We start from the raw sequence: 14059 nt of genomic DNA, 5'->3' as shown, positions 1-14059 counted from the left end.
AGAATAGTCTTCCAAATAAGCGAAGTCTAAAAATGCAATTTGAATCGAACGATATTTCCATATCTGGCTTTTTTTTTAGTCCTTACCTTGACTGGCTCTATTTGCTCATAGAGTCGCCTACAAGGCGAATAATTGTCTGCATTAACAAACAGTCCATATTCGTCTTGTAGGCTATAGTCTACTTTCATTGTACGTGCTTCCATGTGTATCCAGTAATGACTCTCTCAGCCAATTGCCTTATTACGCCGAAATGATTAGCAATTTCCCTATAGGTCATATTTGTTTCTTTGTACATTGCTCTCATTTGCCTGACTATATCATCATTGATTTGAGCCGTAGGTTGATTAACGCCGGAAACATTTGTTAAACCCATTGCGATAGCGTGCCGAACATTTTCTTTTGCAGTACACCATTCTAAATTCTCAACCCTGTTATTTATTTTGTTACCGTCAATATGATTAATGAATGGCTTATTGTCTGGATTTGGAATAAACGTTTTCGCAATTGCTCGATGGACAGGGGTTTTAGTTTTCCTGCCGTTTAACCCTACAAAGCGATACCCAGACGACTTATGTATTCCGGGATTTAAGACTTTCTCTTTAACTTCCTTAAAACATTGCCCATGTCCACCCATTACGGCAACTCTTGCTAAACTTTTGATTCTACCAAGATTACTAGCTTGGTAACGACCTTCATAACCTGGAATATCCTTCCATACCTCACCCAAACCCTCTACATTTGTAGCAGTCATAACAGTAGTGCTTTACTAGTTGTGATTAGACCCCGTTTCGTGTGTCCAGCACGTTGCGGGGTTGTCTATTTTAGACAACACAAGATACTAAATATCAGCTAGTTATCCAAATAATTTCTAGCGGGAATATAGGCTAATGTACATCTGCAATTGCAGCAATTTTCTGGGCCACCATTGGGGTCACCTGGAAATTTCATTTGCCTTCCGCCAACCATAAATACCCCATCCCTCGGCACGGGCTTCGCGTTCAGCATGGCCAGATGCGCGTCACGCGTCCGGGTGTCGGCCGTAGCAATCCATTTCTTTTCCAGCCGGAGCAATGTTGTCATGGCCCCCGCTTCGTGGCCTGCACTAGCCGCTAATGTCGTTTCCGTTCGGGCAATCAGTAATGCACGAGCTTTATCCGCTACTACATTACGAATACCCTTGGCGATTTTGGCAATACTCCAGCCGTTCGCCCCTGCGTCGGCCAGTACGTTTCGAATCAGATCACGGGTTTTCTCCGTCATTTTGGTAATGCGGGCCGCCGTTTCGCTGCTTCGGGCGAGTTCCGCCATTTTACTACGCCATTGCTGAGAGTAGAAAGCGATCGTAAGGTTACCCGATGGTTTGGGCGATTGTGGGGTTAAAGAGGGAATACTTGGGTCTTTGTCTTTGGTCAGCATCGGCACCCCTGCGCTTTTGGCTTGTGGCAACAAGCGCTCATATTCGCGCTGTGCCGCGTTTACGCCCACGGCGGTGTAAATGGTACTCAGGATTGAATTGTGAGCCTGCGTGGACACAATAACGTCAATCATGCCTGCTAACGTGGCGGGTGTACCCGCGTTTAAGGTATGTATTAACGAGCCTGCTAATTGCCGGAACCGAGCCATCACGACACGCACGGCAAAACGCTCCTGTTGGACATGCCAGCGGAGGTATTGACGGTGGTAGGTGGTGGCTTGGGCGAGGGTCATGTTAATTATTTCCTATACCTAATCGTTTTAGCCATTGAGTATTAACCCATTCCTTAAACTTATCAAGTGCTCCCTCGAATTTATTGCCACTTACCTCAACTTCAACATATACACTTGAGCTATTAGCGGTAATTTTATCAATTAAGGCGTCCCACTCTTCCTTGTTATAGTCACCAGGCTGCTCAATAGTCATTTTGGTACTCTTGAAGTAATAGGTCATTTTCATAGCCTCTTTATTTGTTTAAGTGACCAATAATTAGCCCAATAAAGAAAAAGCATCCATAGCGCCTTGCCTTTCCAATAGCAGAATAGATACACCCACATCATGACGTAGGTAAGAACGATAAGGGAAATAATCCAGAATATATCATACCTAATTCATTATCAATCGATTCTCCAAAACAAACAACTCGCGCATATTGCAGGGAAAGTACTTGTCGCCTTCGGGCCACTCTACAGTTTCGACTACATAACACATATCTGGAAACTCTTCGCCTTCTTCCCGCTTCCATCCTGTAAAATCAAATAACCAACGGGCTATAGGTAGCGTCTTAGCTAATCCAGCGGATTTGTGCATGATTGGCCATCTACCGTCCTCTAGACCTAGCACGATTGATGTTCGTATCATCTCAACATTCCGCTAACCCTTCCTCGTATTCTACTGCGGATTCGGCCAGATTCACGAATAGCGTCACGGTTGCAGTTGGCAACTGGTCAACGTTACTGGTGTAGGTCAGCCCAGTTTGCGTAGGAATAATCGTACCATCGGGCATTCTAAGTATTGCCGTGCCATTTTCTATAAACAGTGTACACCATGCCTTATCTTGGTGGGTACTTATGATGGGCGAAGCTTTGGGCCACTTCTTTAGTCGTTTTATATCCTCAGCGTTTGCCTTTATTGCCTCGGAATTAAGCTCCGTAATCTCAATCCAATTGTCTATCCGAGCCTTACTCAGCTTATAAAGCTTGATTCTTAAATAGAAATCAAGAGCCGTTAAGACGACAATAAGCACACAAAATCCTATTGCGTATATTTCCACGAGTTAGTATAAGTTAGTTTTCAACATTCCTTTAGGTTTGGCAAATGGCCCGAACGTGCCGCGACGTTTGCGGTCCTGTGCTTCGTCGTGCATATTAAAAAGCCGTTGGCGCTTTTCCCCGTAGTCTATTTGTGGATAGGGCAAGCCAGGTCCATTACCAAACAGTAATTCTTGATCCATATTTTCCATAATCGTCTGCAAAGCCGCTTTCTCGGCAACAAGCCGAACTACGGCACTAGCAAGGCTCTTCTCCGTTTCTGTTGGCATTACCGATACTCGTTCTGGATTTTCTTGGCCCGATCCAACACTGTAAACAAATCCGTGCTACTCACCTTGATATGAGTCTGCATAGTCCGAACGGGCGCACTAAGGGCACCCTCAAAATCAAATTTCAGCCTATCCACTGGCGTCACCACCTCCGCACTCTTGCCCGTATCCTTGCCCAATACAATCGGCACAGAGTTCTTAATCACAGCACCGGCAGCGAAGAGGCTGCCAAAGAAGTTTCGTCGTTTCATCCTAATATGCGTTCAGCTAGTTTGGTGTAATCAAAGCCTTTTTCTACATCCCAATACGGATAAATATCTCCTGTTGGATATAGTGTAAACGTTGATGCCTGTTCAACTCTAAGCTCAACAAACAAAGCCTTGCTGTTGTAAACCAACCCCGCATAGGCATAAACCTCTTTGCCGGGATTTGCCTTTGTAAGTCCAGACAAAAGCAGGGAATTAATTACGGCCTGATCCTCTACCGTGATGCCCCTTTTGTAGAAAATTTGTGCCGGAGTAGCGAATGTCCGAAAAAAATCTTGCCTCAACTGACCCTGATTAATGCCTGCTAATACGCCACTCATATCCATAAACTATAAGTATTTATATCCTACTAAATTACAACCGAACGGCTGAATATCAAAGCGTTGGACTAGGTTCTTTGTATAGATCATTTTGGCAATACTCGCCATACCAGTTGCGCAAAAACACAAAGTCGCTTTGCTCGAAGTAGACGCTGAACCATTCCTTTTTTGGTGTGACAGAAGGGAATAGTGCTTTAAACAAATAATACCCAATTGTCTCTGCCTGTTGCTCTTCGCGAATCAAGTCACTAAGTAATAATGTACGTTTATCAAAATGCCCCGATCTTACCTGTATGGCATGACCCATTTCATGGCAGAGGGTTAGTTTCTTATTGATTAACGAGTACTCAGAACTGATAGCAATATTTTTGGCGTCAATCTCACAATACCCACCACAACCTGAATAGATTGACTCAATTAAATTAAAGCCAGTCAATACGCCCGCTATCTCGTGCAGGTTACTACTATTGATCAGATTGCGTTTATGTGCCAATGTAATGACTTCATGAACAATACGCCCAACATCTCCGGTTATTAACAGTGGCGATATTGCGGGCATTATTGCCGCCTGATGATCTCGCAATAGCGTTAGGCTCAACTCAGTACGTATTATCATTTTTTACTGGTGGTGCGTCGGGGCTAAACTGAGACAATGGCGTTTTATCGTTTGGCATCCAGACCTCATCCATTAACGGGTTGGGGTCGGCCTCATAGTGCATAGCCTCCAATATCTGGTTGGGCTTAAACGGCCCCTTTATCATGCGATCCATTACCTTGTCCAGATCATCGGCCAGTTCGGGGAAGTGCGTCACGTCGGCATCAATGTAGTTACGTTCGCCCTTCACGTTAAACGGCTCAATCATAGTGTTTAAGTCATCCCCCCAATCCTCAACGGCAGGTATAACCGCGTTCACAATAGCCGCCTTGCCCGCATCGGTCTGGTTGTTCATGGTCGAGGCTGCGTTATCGTTAAACAGCTTACTGTCCAGCCCATAAGCCCTACACATGGCTCGAAGATCAAATACACCCGATTGTAGGATATCCAAATCAACGGGCGAAAGGCCCAGGGCGACCCATTCGGCGTGCATACCGGTAATGTTGATACGTCCCCGGTTGTTAGAGCCGTTACGACGGGCCAATCTGGCTTCGTACTGCTCCGACTGTTCGGGTGAAAGCGGCACCTCATCATCCGTCAGCGATAACAACCCTGGAGGACCTGCGTTTTGATACTGCCGCAGACCCGATAGAATGCCCTCGTTCGATTTCTGAATCTGTAGCGCCATGACGCGCAGGGGGGATAGCCCCCGTAGCTCATCCCCATAGCCACCCATGGCGGGGTGAAACATTTTGGAGAAGATAATTTCTTGTGGCGTTAATTCGCTTTGCGTGGGCCGGTAGAGGTAACTTTCAATTTCCAGATACTTATCGCCCGTTTTTACCTCCATCTGCGTAGGGGGTAGGATGAATAGGCGTGTTACTGGACTTAGTCCCTCAATGCGTTGCAGGAACCGCTCACCCGTCAGTAATTTATATGCCACAGCCGCTTCGGTAAGCACTTTGAAACTTTGGCTCGGGTTGGGCTTGGTCAGTAAAGCATCAATACCCGGATTTACCGTGTTCACCAGGGCTTTTGTCCGTACCTTACGGGCTTCTTTCAGGCTGGCTTCATTAGAGCCTGGGCCTTTAAGCATCCGGTAGTCGGCCAGCGCCTTTTCATCAACGACCTTGTAGTTAAAATACTTGGCGCGAAGGGCCTTGTTGACGATATAGCGAACAATGGCATACAAGTCCGCATTGGCCATGTAGCTATTGCGAATCAGGGTTTCCGTGCCATCGCCATATAACGTCACCTGCCCGTTGAGGATCTTGATTTTACCATCGCCAAGCACATCGCGGGTGATTTCCCGGTTTGTTGGCTTGGGTGGCTTAGCAGCTTTACTGGCAGCCAGGGAAAGGGAAGAAAATAGGCTCATACGTGTAGTGCCGCTATGGTGAACAGAAACAAAGTAGTACAGGCCGCTATGCCTGAATAGATCAAACTACCGGTACGCCCCTCCTCTTCCTTGATGGCCTGCATCAGAAAGTAAGCACAGACGAGCGCCTGAATAGTGGCAAGGAGAATGGCGGGAATGAATATTAGCATGGGTTACAGGAATACGCGTTCAGATTTATCTTTACCAAAAAACTCGACCATGCCCGTCAAGGTATCCGGAGCATCGTCATGGGCATTCTTACCTACCGCCATATACGTCTTTACTTGCTGGGCAAATTTTGGCCAACGGGCTTCCCAATCTTTCGGGAAGTGAATTAGGTTAAGGACGGTATTGGAATTGGTGAATATGCGAGCGTATTTATTCTCGCCCTGATGGAACCACACAAAGCGCATGCGTAGATTACCCAGCAGACGAACCTGTTTTTCAACATTGCGCTGAAAGCCTTTACCCCCGTTATTAGATTCAACCCGGCACACATCCACTTCATCTCCCCATACCATTTTAGCCGTTTGGGTTTCGGTAGTCTCCATGCTTGCCTGTGTAAAGAGAATATCTGTTACGTACATGGCCGTGTCGGTTTCGATGTAATCTATAGAGCACAAAAAATCAGAACCCTCATCAGCCGTATCGGTATAGTTCTTACGAATTGGCTTCTTAACCGTTACAGGAATAACCTCGTAAGTCTTGAATGGACGGTCGTAGAGAAATCCTTCGGCGGGTGTTGGATTTTGCTGCATCTGCCGCTCGAAGACGACAGGGTTTTGAGTACGAAGGGTTATCAGTTCACTTAATTTGTGCTTGAATGGCCACAAGGCATACTGTCCGCCATTGCTATCTTCCTGAATGCAAGGCAGACTTAGCACAGTCCATTCTCCAGGTTCATTTTTCAGCAAATAGCCACACAGATCATTATCATGAGTGCGCTGACCCATCAATATTATGGGAGTGCGACGGGAGTTAACGCGATTCTTGATGGTGCTGTCATACCGAGCATTGATTCGATTTCGACGGTCTTCGCTGTCAGCGTCTTCAGGTTTAATGGGGTCATCAATAACTAATGCGCCACCAAAACCGGTATTAATGCCTATTTGATTTAACAGTGAGTCCAGTTCACTTAAAAACTCTTCCTCATCTTCTTCCTTGTCAACGTGACCCGCCCCGAAACCAGTCACCTGGCCAGCTGTTGAGGTCGCATAAACACCACCTCCAGCAGTAGTATACCATTTCTTTTTGGCTTTGGAATCTTTCTTGATCTGAACTTCAGGAAAAAGGGCTTGATAGGCTTCGTGTTCAACGATAGCTTTTACCCCTTCGGAGTTATCCAGCGCCAGGTCATCCGAGTAGGACAGGTGAATGTACTTAGAGGCTGGATTGAGGGCTAGGCCATGAGATATAAAATTCTTTACAGCAATCTCCGTTTTTCCATATCGTGGAGCAATGTTAATCATCACCTTAGTTACCTCACCTTTAATAACTCGATCTAATAGCTCACAAACAGCCTCGTGGTGTGAGTTAACGACAAACTTTCGACCATATAGCTCTTTAAAAAAGTAGCGGGTATGATTCAATAGGCTCTCTTGTGTATTGAGTCTATTGAATTTCCACTCCTTTATATTGAGTTCATCAACCATTAATAAGTCTTATTGAATTTGGCGGAGAATGCGGCAACGTCCTCAGGTGTAAGCGTGTGCGAATGTTGGATTGGTCCACCATCTTTACCCGTAACTTCCTTACTATCAGTCCATCCAAGATTTTTCAAGGCAAATATGGCCCCCGTTGGTCCCTGTGACATGAGGGCATCTTCATATATACTCTCAATGATTGTAAGGGCCCTTTTAATCGGGTAACTAAACTCTTCCTTCTGTGAGTAGTCATGCAGGGTTTTTCTTGATTCAAACCCCAAAAACAAGGCTAAATTCGTCCATGTTGGCCGCTCTGGGTCACGATCCCAAACCGTGACCATAGTTTTCACCTCAACCGTTTCCATCTTTTTGGTGGTTGGGTTTTTCTGCTTTTTCTTCTCTGTCCGTTCTTCCTCGTGACTCTCCCCCTCACAATAAGTAAAATAGGCTTCGATGTTAGTCGCCAAATCCTCTACACTGCTGTAGATCGGTGGTCGCCCTCCCTGATTGCCTAATGCATACTTATTCCCCTTCGGTGCTGGCATTTGAACTTACTTTCTAAAACAAAGTTCTTCTTTTTTCAAAGTAAATGTGCAAAAAAAATACGAGTCAAGCAAATTGCATCTCAACTCCTGCTGCATTGAACATGGCAACAATGCGAAAGATGTTAATGCCTAGATTGTAACAACGCACCTCAATAGTGCCGGATTGGAAAAGCTCAACATTTCCATCGCACAGAACAACATAGTGACCGTAATTGGTGTAATCTAGGTCTTGATAGTCGCAGGCATATCGCTGTAGTTCTGAGAAGAAGTCTATCTGGCTGCCTGGCTCAATCCCTAATAAGGTAGCCAATGCGGGATTTGCCAGTAGTTGGGGGTTGTTGGTTAGTTCTCGAAAGGTCATACAAATTCAACAAACTCCTCCTCAATAGTTCCTGGCACGTACACGGCAATGGATTGCAGGTAGGCGTATAAAGGCGCTGTGATTCCGCTATAGTGGCGGTCGATAGCGATTTCTCCATTAAAATACAGAATCAACTTCCCATCCATACCGATATAGATACAGTCCTCTGCGCTTCGATCAATCCGGGTATCACCATTAAATTGAAATTCTGGATTGTGTTGCTCGGTTAGTTGCATGAGGGTTTCTACTTCCTCATCCGTCAGGCTGTCAATGCGTCGGAGGTGGAGCTTGAAGCTCCTGACCATTGTCTCTTCCAGATCGCGCATCACATCAGCATCAACCAATAGCCTGTGGTGGCTTTTTTGATGTGAATCAATATAAGATGCAGTATATGTACCCCAATAGCTGGCAATCGATCGTAGTTGCTGGGTGGTCATTGTGATAGTTTGGTATGTCCTGATTCCTGCGTCATTCCAATCCCTCGGCGGAGGGGGCAGGTAGTGGTTGGCGTTTCATAGGTCCCACACCGGCACATCAAATATGACGTACTTTTTAATCCCTTCAAATCTGACTGCTCGGCCAACATCACTATTTGCTTCCCATACGTCCATTCCGTATTCAGGATAATTATTTTCTGGATATTCTAAATGGATATTGTATAGTGGCCACCCGGAAACGATACACCCATCAAAAATAAAGGCTACCCGACCAACTAATTTATCCATGTCAGGCAGTCCATCTCTCTCAATATCAAATACTCTCATATTCAATTGTAATAATTATACTATGTATACCTGGTTTTCTTGCCCTGCTGGGGGCGTAGGTTGCGACCTCTGCGTGAGGGCAAAGGGCCATACTGGGCTGGATTTATCAACTTTTCAAGACTAATGTGAATGGGTTGCTTTGCTCGGATCACGCTGACTAATATAGGCGGGAAAAAGCCATTGCAAAGCAATAAATCATCAATACTAGTCCCCATTAATGCAAGTTGCCTACAATTGTCTCCATGAATCGTCAGGTATGAAGCTGGGCTCTCATGTGACCACGACTTATCAAGTAATTGGGCTACAATCTCTTTGGCAGGAACGGGATCATTGAGGATATGTGCTAAAGAAATTGTTAGCGTATCAACCTCCATGCGAATGCGGAATGACCACATACAGTCAGTAGCATACGTAGCCTTATTGACTTCCCGATATGCTTCCAGGTTAGTGTGATATGTAATTGTTTGCTTCTTCATTTCTCTGCTAATCTACTATAAACTTCACCCCGATCGACTCCAGGTAGCGAACCAAAGCCGGGGCGTTAAAAAAGGGCGAAAACATGCGCTGGTCTGGATAGTACGCAGTTGCTGCCATTTGTCCGTCGCTCAATATTGTTATATCGATCCGCTCCCCATCTTTTTCATAGGCATAAATCTCAATAGCTCCCTCTTCTGGACTGACCCCAGACATTGCATATTGTTCTAGTGGGGAACCAAACGCAACCTTAAAGCACTCCCTGGCTTCGGCTTCGGTGATCTCACCTAATCCTCTACTACTCACTCCTTGCAACTGCTCGGGCGAAAACGGGTAACTTTCCGAATCGCCCTCAACAAGTACCCATACCTTGGGCTCTTTCGGGTCTCGGTAGTCAAGTCCGGTAATGGTCGCTGAGCTACCCGCAAAGCCATGCTCTGCCTGGGTGATGACGACACGCTGGTGGATGCTTAAGGGGCGGGGTGGTGGTGGAGTAGTCATTCGAAATAAACGCTTGGTATTACAATCTCATTTGATTCGAAATACGTCTCCTTCATGCCCATGTAAATGTGTGGGCCAAACGTTTGCATAAACATCCACAGGCAAAATCGAACATATCCATTAGCGTCTTGCTGATCCTCATAATAGGATAATGGACGCTGAAACTCCTTCGGCAGGATAGCATCATCATTGGCCTTCCACCTTGCAAAACCTTTGGGTGTAAGCCTAACACCAATATGATTATTTATATTAAATCGTAGTCCTTCCATCCCTTTTCTTCCTCCTGTCTCCCCGCGCCGGGGGTGTGGTTTAGTTAGTTCGGCAGCGCTGGCAATGGGCGCCACCAATAGAATTCAATTACCTCGCTGGTATCAGTTCCGCCAAAATAGCCTTGTGTACCACTCTCAAAGCTTAAATTGTCCCAGCGTTGCCAATCAATGGTTTGCCATGCAGCGAAGTCATAAGGCCCCCAACACATGGCACTATCAGGCACTAAAACCAAAAACCATGATCCGTCTTTAGGTGCTGATTCTTTGGGAAACCAACCGTTATTCTCTTCCATCCTTATTTCCTCCTCATTTTTTTTTGGCTACCCGGCTTGTGATCGACTGGGGGGCAATTAAACTATATTATAAGGCCTCAATACATCCATGACCAGTTTTGAATCCTGATAATCGAAGCTATCCAATCCACACAACTTCATGAATGCCTTCTGGCATTCAGCCCGATAATCTGGACCTGAATCAAGCGTAAGCGCGTAGGCGATGGCTTGCAACGCGGATTTGTGGTCAATGGGTAGCGCCCTAGCGGCCATGTTAATCTGTGCCTTTCGATTCAGCCGATCCAACACCTGGGCGACCTCACTAACAACTTCGTGGGGTTGGTAGCCCTCATCGGTCAGGGCGTTGCACTGTTCAGCACTGAGGTCCAAAAGGGATTCAAGCGGTTTTAGTAGTTCGTGTGTTGGCATGGGAATTAGTTTGCTTTTCTTCGACTAAACCAGAACTCAATGCCTTTTGACTCCCAGAACATGCTGCTAATCGGTATACCGCTAGCTTTCGATTCATCATATAAATTGACTAGATCAATACCATATTCTATAAGCACCTTCATGTTAAGCATACAAACTCCCTCGTGAATTGGGCTAACATCTTCATTAACTGAAATGACATCGCCCAACTGTTCATCAAAGAAATAACGTATTTCCTCAATGCTTGGCAAAATACCTAGTGACTGATCTTCAACTCTCTTCTCCATCTTCATTTCCCAGACTTAAGTATTGTATAATAGTCTCGATTCTTGAAAGGCGTCACCTCAATAACCTTAATTCGCTTCTTGTCGGAAGCCACACCAACTGAACCTACGATTGGGTAGGGTTCGGGCCAGTGAAGCGCTTCGGTCGTAATTTCGCAGCGAAGGACGCTTAAGCACCTACTCCCCTTTGGCCCTTTCATGACCGGCGCAATATGCCAGACGCGGGTAGCGGGTACAAAATAGGCATAGTAGGTTTTGATAGGATCTCGGTCTTTGGCAATGCGCTTCATCGCATCATCCCAAATCGATTCCAGTATCTCTTCTGCGTTTTTCATCTTTCTCTTCCTGTTTTGCCCCCATGCTCCCGGTTCGTGGCGGGGGAGGGAGTGGGGGGGGGCTAAAATAAGTGTGGCAGGCTACTTTTCACCTTCATGATAGTCAGGTGATGAAGCGTACTGAAATTGATAGATGGATTCTTATGCTCTTTGATGAACTCCCAACTATTTTCTCTAACCAAATCATAAAAGACAGTATTCAGCAAACGCGGAATCATCTTACTTGACCAACCCTGAGCTTCCAATTCGATTTTAGCCAGCACCTTTTCACATAGAGCAACAGTAACGTATTTTTCTACAATCTCCTCCTCAACCAATCGCTTCCCTTCAAGGGAACTCGCGCCCATCACTTTGGCGTGTTGTTCTTTAAATTCAGAGGTAATGATTTTAGCCCACGTTTGACGATTGTATTTATTACGAAACGCATAGTTCTTGATAACAATACCCTCGCCGACACCTTTTCCATCATCGACTAAAAAAACGTTTTTCGATAATTGGTCGACCAGCTGCTCATAGTTAGCGTTTCTGATTTTGCTGATTGGAGGAATGTAATCAATACCAAACTCATCCAGGCCCGGCTTGTAGATTTCATAGTGTAGGTAATTCAATCTACTATCACCTTCATGAAGTAGGTCTGACTCCTCTTTGTCAATCGCTACATCGAACACGTAGAAACGACGCCAAGCGTTCTGTCGGTAGGTCTTTAAGCTATGAGGAACAAGCCATTCGCCGAACAAACGATGGTTGGGAAAGCATTTGAAATATTCGAGTAGGTTAGGTTGCTCAAGAGCCCAGGCAAAGAATCCAGCATTGTCCTTTTCAAGCGTCAGGTGTCTATTACGAGAACCGGCCTGTAAATTTTCATCCCTGAACCATAATGACGCGTTCGTTCCGTCGATCTTGGGAAATACATAACACTCACCTAATTCAATTTGTGCTACTTCGGTGGTGCCGAACCGTTCAAGATGCTGATAGCCGATAAACATGGGTTTGTCTATTGATTTACACCATAAATGTACTACAAATGTCGTACAAAACAAAACCTTTATGTACTATTTTTATCGTACTTTTCGCATCTTTGTGCTATGGAGTTACGGAAGTTTCTAAAGAGTATAAAGGAGGATATTAGTCTTACCTCGCTGGCACGAAAGGTATGGCCTGACAATAAAGATGCAGAATCCTATCTGACTCGAAAAATAAATGGTGGACGACCCTTAACGGCGAAGGACGAGGAAAAGATTAGAACAGCTTTGCAGGAGTTGGGTTATAAACTAATCTCAAACACCCAACCTAAGCCGTAGCAATCCCCTACTTTACCCCCCCCTGGCCGGTTGACGGGGTAAAGAAAGCCCGGCACATGGGGGGGGGGTAATTATGGTTTCATAGGTGTATTTTCCAAGTCGGCATACGTTTTGTTTAGCCAGTCAAGCTCCTGACTTTCTTCAGGTTCTAACGTAGCATATTGATCCTTTGCCTGCAAGGCTTGAATCCTACTATAAAGGTAAGCCGCATGAGCTGACTTGCCACCATTGGTATAAGTTTCGTACTGCCGCAGGCAATGTTCTATGTGAGCAGTGGCATTTTTGATCGAATCCGATTCGAGAATAGTTACAATGTCCTGCGAAAAATTATAGGGACCCTTCTTCTTAGCTTTAGTTTTTTGTTTGGTCGGCGGAGTAAGGGGTGATCCGTCGCTATGATATCCTTTTGACATTTCAAAAAAAGTTTAGTAGGTTTGCTGATACTAGCTCGTGCCGCATCATAACTCAGCTCCTGTTGGGGGTCGCCAGTATTGGTCGCGGGGTGGTAAGGGTTAGTACCTTAAAAGAACTTTGCTACTGGTTTATGTAAGAGTTTGCTAGTAGTTACCCTCACACCCGGCAAGGTGTGAGGGTTTTTTGTTTTCTAGGCTTCGTAATTATCTACAGTAGCCTTATAGTCACCCACATAATTATCGCCACTGGTAAAGATAATGCAGTCTAATTCGTCGACTGACTCAAACCGAAACACATCGTCATTACTTCCGAAGGAAGTCCGATCAATCGCTTCATTTTTAGCGGTTTTGAAATCTACTAGCGAGGTGATAACCAAGGTGTCTGTATTGTAGGTGACGACCTGAGTTCCAAGGGTTATTTGTGCAGTTGCCATTGTCGTATCTTTTTTTGGGTGGATTATTTAGCGATGATTTGGGTCATTGATTCAATACGCTGGGCGATGCCCCGTGGAGTTGATTGCAGGAATGATTTGCCTGAAATCAGATCAATGTAGCCACAATCGGCAGGTGACGATTTAGCAAACAGGGCCCGAACATACAAACGAACTTTTCCATCCTTTTCCCAGACTTTACCAACGACCGATCCTGTTTCGTAGATGGTTTCGGGTAGAACGACACCGAATTTTGCAGCAGCCGTGGTGAGGATGTTTTTGCCAGCGTTCTTAGCAATTGCCCAGGCTGATTTTAATGCCTGCGAGATGGTTTTGCCGGTAGAACGAACGATAGACCAGGCAGAAGAGAAGATTTGCGATTTGTTGAATTTGGTAGACATTGTTGTAAGAGTTTTATCGGGCGGCAACCCGTTGTCCTTTCGTTAGGACATGATAAAGGTAGC

26 protein-coding genes are annotated in these 14059 nt (G+C 45.4%); 1 reads left to right on the top strand and 25 read right to left on the bottom strand.

From position 1 onward, the window contains the following. Nucleotides 1–184 precede the first annotated feature (184 nt). The 22 genes from H3H32_RS10745 to H3H32_RS10640 form a co-directional block, all read right to left on the bottom strand. The gene (locus H3H32_RS10745; protein ID WP_182462666.1) at nucleotides 185–751 is read right to left on the bottom strand and encodes an NUMOD4 domain-containing protein; all 567 of its coding nucleotides are present in this window, start codon (nucleotides 749–751) and stop codon (nucleotides 185–187) included. A 98-nt stretch (nucleotides 752–849) separates the two neighbouring features. Further along, nucleotides 850–1707 (bottom strand): phage minor head protein, encoded by an 858-nt coding sequence (locus tag H3H32_RS10740; RefSeq protein ID WP_182462665.1) that lies wholly within the window; start codon nucleotides 1705–1707, stop codon nucleotides 850–852. Nucleotide 1708: 1 nt separating this feature from the next. Then, nucleotides 1709–1900 (bottom strand): hypothetical protein, encoded by a 192-nt coding sequence (locus tag H3H32_RS10735; RefSeq protein ID WP_220472630.1) that lies wholly within the window; start codon nucleotides 1898–1900, stop codon nucleotides 1709–1711. A gap of 180 nt (nucleotides 1901–2080) precedes the next feature. Next, a complete protein-coding gene (locus H3H32_RS10730; protein ID WP_182462663.1) occupies nucleotides 2081–2284 on the bottom strand; it encodes a hypothetical protein in 204 nt (67 codons plus the stop codon). Nucleotides 2285–2336: 52 nt separating this feature from the next. Further along, nucleotides 2337–2747 carry a hypothetical protein gene (locus H3H32_RS10725; protein ID WP_182462662.1) on the bottom strand — a complete coding sequence of 137 codons (411 nt, stop codon included), beginning with the start codon at nucleotides 2745–2747 and terminating at the stop codon, nucleotides 2337–2339. A 3-nt stretch (nucleotides 2748–2750) separates the two neighbouring features. Further along, complete coding sequence (locus tag H3H32_RS10720; protein ID WP_182462661.1) at nucleotides 2751–3014, bottom strand: hypothetical protein; 264 nt, start codon at nucleotides 3012–3014, stop codon at nucleotides 2751–2753. Further along, nucleotides 3014–3265, bottom strand: coding sequence for a hypothetical protein (locus H3H32_RS10715; protein ID WP_182462660.1), 252 nt, complete (start codon nucleotides 3263–3265; stop codon nucleotides 3014–3016). Before H3H32_RS10715 ends, H3H32_RS10720 begins: the two co-directional genes overlap by 1 nt. Then, nucleotides 3262–3600, bottom strand: coding sequence for a hypothetical protein (locus tag H3H32_RS10710; protein ID WP_182462659.1), 339 nt, complete (start codon nucleotides 3598–3600; stop codon nucleotides 3262–3264). Before H3H32_RS10710 ends, H3H32_RS10715 begins: the two co-directional genes overlap by 4 nt. A gap of 55 nt (nucleotides 3601–3655) precedes the next feature. Further along, the gene (locus tag H3H32_RS10705) at nucleotides 3656–4216 is read right to left on the bottom strand and encodes a hypothetical protein (protein ID WP_182462658.1); all 561 of its coding nucleotides are present in this window, start codon (nucleotides 4214–4216) and stop codon (nucleotides 3656–3658) included. Then, nucleotides 4200–5573, bottom strand: a complete 1374-nt coding sequence (locus H3H32_RS10700; protein WP_182462657.1) for a phage portal protein — start codon at nucleotides 5571–5573, stop codon at nucleotides 4200–4202. The genes H3H32_RS10705 and H3H32_RS10700 overlap by 17 nt, the downstream gene beginning before the upstream one ends. Next, nucleotides 5570–5743, bottom strand: coding sequence for a hypothetical protein (locus tag H3H32_RS10695; RefSeq protein ID WP_182462656.1), 174 nt, complete (start codon nucleotides 5741–5743; stop codon nucleotides 5570–5572). The genes H3H32_RS10700 and H3H32_RS10695 overlap by 4 nt, the downstream gene beginning before the upstream one ends. Nucleotides 5744–5746: 3 nt before the next feature. Further along, entirely contained in the window at nucleotides 5747–7225 is a 1479-nt protein-coding gene (gene terL / locus H3H32_RS10690) for a phage terminase large subunit (protein ID WP_182462655.1), read from the bottom strand. Then, on the bottom strand, nucleotides 7225–7761 hold the full coding sequence (locus tag H3H32_RS10685; RefSeq protein WP_182462654.1) for a terminase small subunit: 537 nt from the start codon (nucleotides 7759–7761) through the stop codon (nucleotides 7225–7227). Before H3H32_RS10685 ends, terL begins: the two co-directional genes overlap by 1 nt. A gap of 64 nt (nucleotides 7762–7825) precedes the next feature. After that, nucleotides 7826–8122, bottom strand: a complete 297-nt coding sequence (locus tag H3H32_RS10680) for a hypothetical protein (protein WP_182462653.1) — start codon at nucleotides 8120–8122, stop codon at nucleotides 7826–7828. Continuing rightward, nucleotides 8119–8559 carry a hypothetical protein gene (locus H3H32_RS10675; RefSeq protein WP_182462652.1) on the bottom strand — a complete coding sequence of 147 codons (441 nt, stop codon included), beginning with the start codon at nucleotides 8557–8559 and terminating at the stop codon, nucleotides 8119–8121. The genes H3H32_RS10680 and H3H32_RS10675 overlap by 4 nt, the downstream gene beginning before the upstream one ends. Before the next feature lie 75 nt (nucleotides 8560–8634). Beyond that, the gene (locus H3H32_RS10670) at nucleotides 8635–8886 is read right to left on the bottom strand and encodes a hypothetical protein (protein ID WP_182462651.1); all 252 of its coding nucleotides are present in this window, start codon (nucleotides 8884–8886) and stop codon (nucleotides 8635–8637) included. Between the two features lie 483 nt (nucleotides 8887–9369). Then, complete coding sequence (locus H3H32_RS10665) at nucleotides 9370–9861, bottom strand: hypothetical protein (RefSeq protein WP_182462650.1); 492 nt, start codon at nucleotides 9859–9861, stop codon at nucleotides 9370–9372. 313 nt (nucleotides 9862–10174) lie between these two features. Further along, nucleotides 10175–10423 carry a hypothetical protein gene (locus H3H32_RS10660; protein ID WP_182462649.1) on the bottom strand — a complete coding sequence of 83 codons (249 nt, stop codon included), beginning with the start codon at nucleotides 10421–10423 and terminating at the stop codon, nucleotides 10175–10177. A 57-nt stretch (nucleotides 10424–10480) separates the two neighbouring features. Further along, entirely contained in the window at nucleotides 10481–10831 is a 351-nt protein-coding gene (locus tag H3H32_RS10655) for a hypothetical protein (RefSeq protein ID WP_182462648.1), read from the bottom strand. 5 nt (nucleotides 10832–10836) lie between these two features. Continuing rightward, on the bottom strand, nucleotides 10837–11124 hold the full coding sequence (locus H3H32_RS10650) for a hypothetical protein (RefSeq protein WP_220472629.1): 288 nt from the start codon (nucleotides 11122–11124) through the stop codon (nucleotides 10837–10839). Continuing rightward, complete coding sequence (locus H3H32_RS10645) at nucleotides 11121–11450, bottom strand: hypothetical protein (RefSeq protein ID WP_182462646.1); 330 nt, start codon at nucleotides 11448–11450, stop codon at nucleotides 11121–11123. Before H3H32_RS10645 ends, H3H32_RS10650 begins: the two co-directional genes overlap by 4 nt. Nucleotides 11451–11512: 62 nt before the next feature. Further along, the gene (locus H3H32_RS10640) at nucleotides 11513–12436 is read right to left on the bottom strand and encodes an RNA ligase family protein (RefSeq protein ID WP_182462645.1); all 924 of its coding nucleotides are present in this window, start codon (nucleotides 12434–12436) and stop codon (nucleotides 11513–11515) included. A gap of 99 nt (nucleotides 12437–12535) precedes the next feature. On the opposite strand from H3H32_RS10640, the gene H3H32_RS10635 reads away from it, so the two are divergent. Further along, a complete protein-coding gene (locus H3H32_RS10635; RefSeq protein ID WP_182462644.1) occupies nucleotides 12536–12751 on the top strand; it encodes a hypothetical protein in 216 nt (71 codons plus the stop codon). A 71-nt stretch (nucleotides 12752–12822) separates the two neighbouring features. Here H3H32_RS10635 and H3H32_RS10630 read toward each other — a convergent pair whose 3' ends face one another. The 3 genes from H3H32_RS10630 to H3H32_RS10620 all read right to left on the bottom strand — a co-directional run bounded on the left by H3H32_RS10630 (nucleotide 12823) and on the right by H3H32_RS10620 (nucleotide 13996). Further along, nucleotides 12823–13164: a hypothetical protein gene (locus H3H32_RS10630; protein WP_182462643.1), complete on the bottom strand. Its 342-nt coding sequence runs from the start codon at nucleotides 13162–13164 to the stop codon at nucleotides 12823–12825. 191 nt (nucleotides 13165–13355) lie between these two features. Then, on the bottom strand, nucleotides 13356–13598 hold the full coding sequence (locus H3H32_RS10625) for a hypothetical protein (RefSeq protein ID WP_182462642.1): 243 nt from the start codon (nucleotides 13596–13598) through the stop codon (nucleotides 13356–13358). A gap of 23 nt (nucleotides 13599–13621) precedes the next feature. Next, nucleotides 13622–13996 (bottom strand): hypothetical protein, encoded by a 375-nt coding sequence (locus tag H3H32_RS10620; protein ID WP_182462641.1) that lies wholly within the window; start codon nucleotides 13994–13996, stop codon nucleotides 13622–13624. Between the last annotated feature and the right edge of the window lie 63 nt (nucleotides 13997–14059).

Origin of the sequence: Spirosoma foliorum (genome assembly GCF_014117325.1) — a bacterium.
Lineage (GTDB): Bacteria > Bacteroidota > Bacteroidia > Cytophagales > Spirosomataceae > Spirosoma > Spirosoma foliorum.
The sequence above is the reverse complement of the archived record's forward strand: the minus strand, read 5'-3'. Positions and strand labels throughout refer to the sequence as shown.

Coding starts and splice junctions, on each gene's coding strand:
- H3H32_RS10640 (WP_182462645.1), bottom strand. CDS start 12,436: ATGTTTATCGGCTATCAGCATCTTGAACGGTTCGGCACCACCGAAGTA.
- H3H32_RS10710 (WP_182462659.1), bottom strand. CDS start 3,600: ATGAGTGGCGTATTAGCAGGCATTAATCAGGGTCAGTTGAGGCAAGAT.
- H3H32_RS10665 (WP_182462650.1), bottom strand. CDS start 9,861: ATGACTACTCCACCACCACCCCGCCCCTTAAGCATCCACCAGCGTGTC.
- H3H32_RS10745 (WP_182462666.1), bottom strand. CDS start 751: ATGACTGCTACAAATGTAGAGGGTTTGGGTGAGGTATGGAAGGATATT.
- H3H32_RS10695 (WP_182462656.1), bottom strand. CDS start 5,743: ATGCTAATATTCATTCCCGCCATTCTCCTTGCCACTATTCAGGCGCTC.
- H3H32_RS10740 (WP_182462665.1), bottom strand. CDS start 1,707: ATGACCCTCGCCCAAGCCACCACCTACCACCGTCAATACCTCCGCTGG.
- H3H32_RS10660 (WP_182462649.1), bottom strand. CDS start 10,423: ATGGAAGAGAATAACGGTTGGTTTCCCAAAGAATCAGCACCTAAAGAC.
- H3H32_RS10675 (WP_182462652.1), bottom strand. CDS start 8,559: ATGACCACCCAGCAACTACGATCGATTGCCAGCTATTGGGGTACATAT.
- H3H32_RS10655 (WP_182462648.1), bottom strand. CDS start 10,831: ATGCCAACACACGAACTACTAAAACCGCTTGAATCCCTTTTGGACCTC.
- H3H32_RS10670 (WP_182462651.1), bottom strand. CDS start 8,886: ATGAGAGTATTTGATATTGAGAGAGATGGACTGCCTGACATGGATAAA.
- H3H32_RS10685 (WP_182462654.1), bottom strand. CDS start 7,761: ATGCCAGCACCGAAGGGGAATAAGTATGCATTAGGCAATCAGGGAGGG.
- H3H32_RS10715 (WP_182462660.1), bottom strand. CDS start 3,265: ATGAAACGACGAAACTTCTTTGGCAGCCTCTTCGCTGCCGGTGCTGTG.
- H3H32_RS10680 (WP_182462653.1), bottom strand. CDS start 8,122: ATGACCTTTCGAGAACTAACCAACAACCCCCAACTACTGGCAAATCCC.
- H3H32_RS10645 (WP_182462646.1), bottom strand. CDS start 11,450: ATGAAAAACGCAGAAGAGATACTGGAATCGATTTGGGATGATGCGATG.
- H3H32_RS10620 (WP_182462641.1), bottom strand. CDS start 13,996: ATGTCTACCAAATTCAACAAATCGCAAATCTTCTCTTCTGCCTGGTCT.
- H3H32_RS10650 (WP_220472629.1), bottom strand. CDS start 11,124: ATGAAGATGGAGAAGAGAGTTGAAGATCAGTCACTAGGTATTTTGCCA.
- H3H32_RS10625 (WP_182462642.1), bottom strand. CDS start 13,598: ATGGCAACTGCACAAATAACCCTTGGAACTCAGGTCGTCACCTACAAT.
- H3H32_RS10700 (WP_182462657.1), bottom strand. CDS start 5,573: ATGAGCCTATTTTCTTCCCTTTCCCTGGCTGCCAGTAAAGCTGCTAAG.
- H3H32_RS10635 (WP_182462644.1), top strand. CDS start 12,536: ATGGAGTTACGGAAGTTTCTAAAGAGTATAAAGGAGGATATTAGTCTT.
- terL (WP_182462655.1), bottom strand. CDS start 7,225: ATGGTTGATGAACTCAATATAAAGGAGTGGAAATTCAATAGACTCAAT.
- H3H32_RS10630 (WP_182462643.1), bottom strand. CDS start 13,164: ATGTCAAAAGGATATCATAGCGACGGATCACCCCTTACTCCGCCGACC.
- H3H32_RS10730 (WP_182462663.1), bottom strand. CDS start 2,284: ATGCACAAATCCGCTGGATTAGCTAAGACGCTACCTATAGCCCGTTGG.
- H3H32_RS10720 (WP_182462661.1), bottom strand. CDS start 3,014: ATGCCAACAGAAACGGAGAAGAGCCTTGCTAGTGCCGTAGTTCGGCTT.
- H3H32_RS10735 (WP_220472630.1), bottom strand. CDS start 1,900: ATGACTATTGAGCAGCCTGGTGACTATAACAAGGAAGAGTGGGACGCC.
- H3H32_RS10705 (WP_182462658.1), bottom strand. CDS start 4,216: ATGATAATACGTACTGAGTTGAGCCTAACGCTATTGCGAGATCATCAG.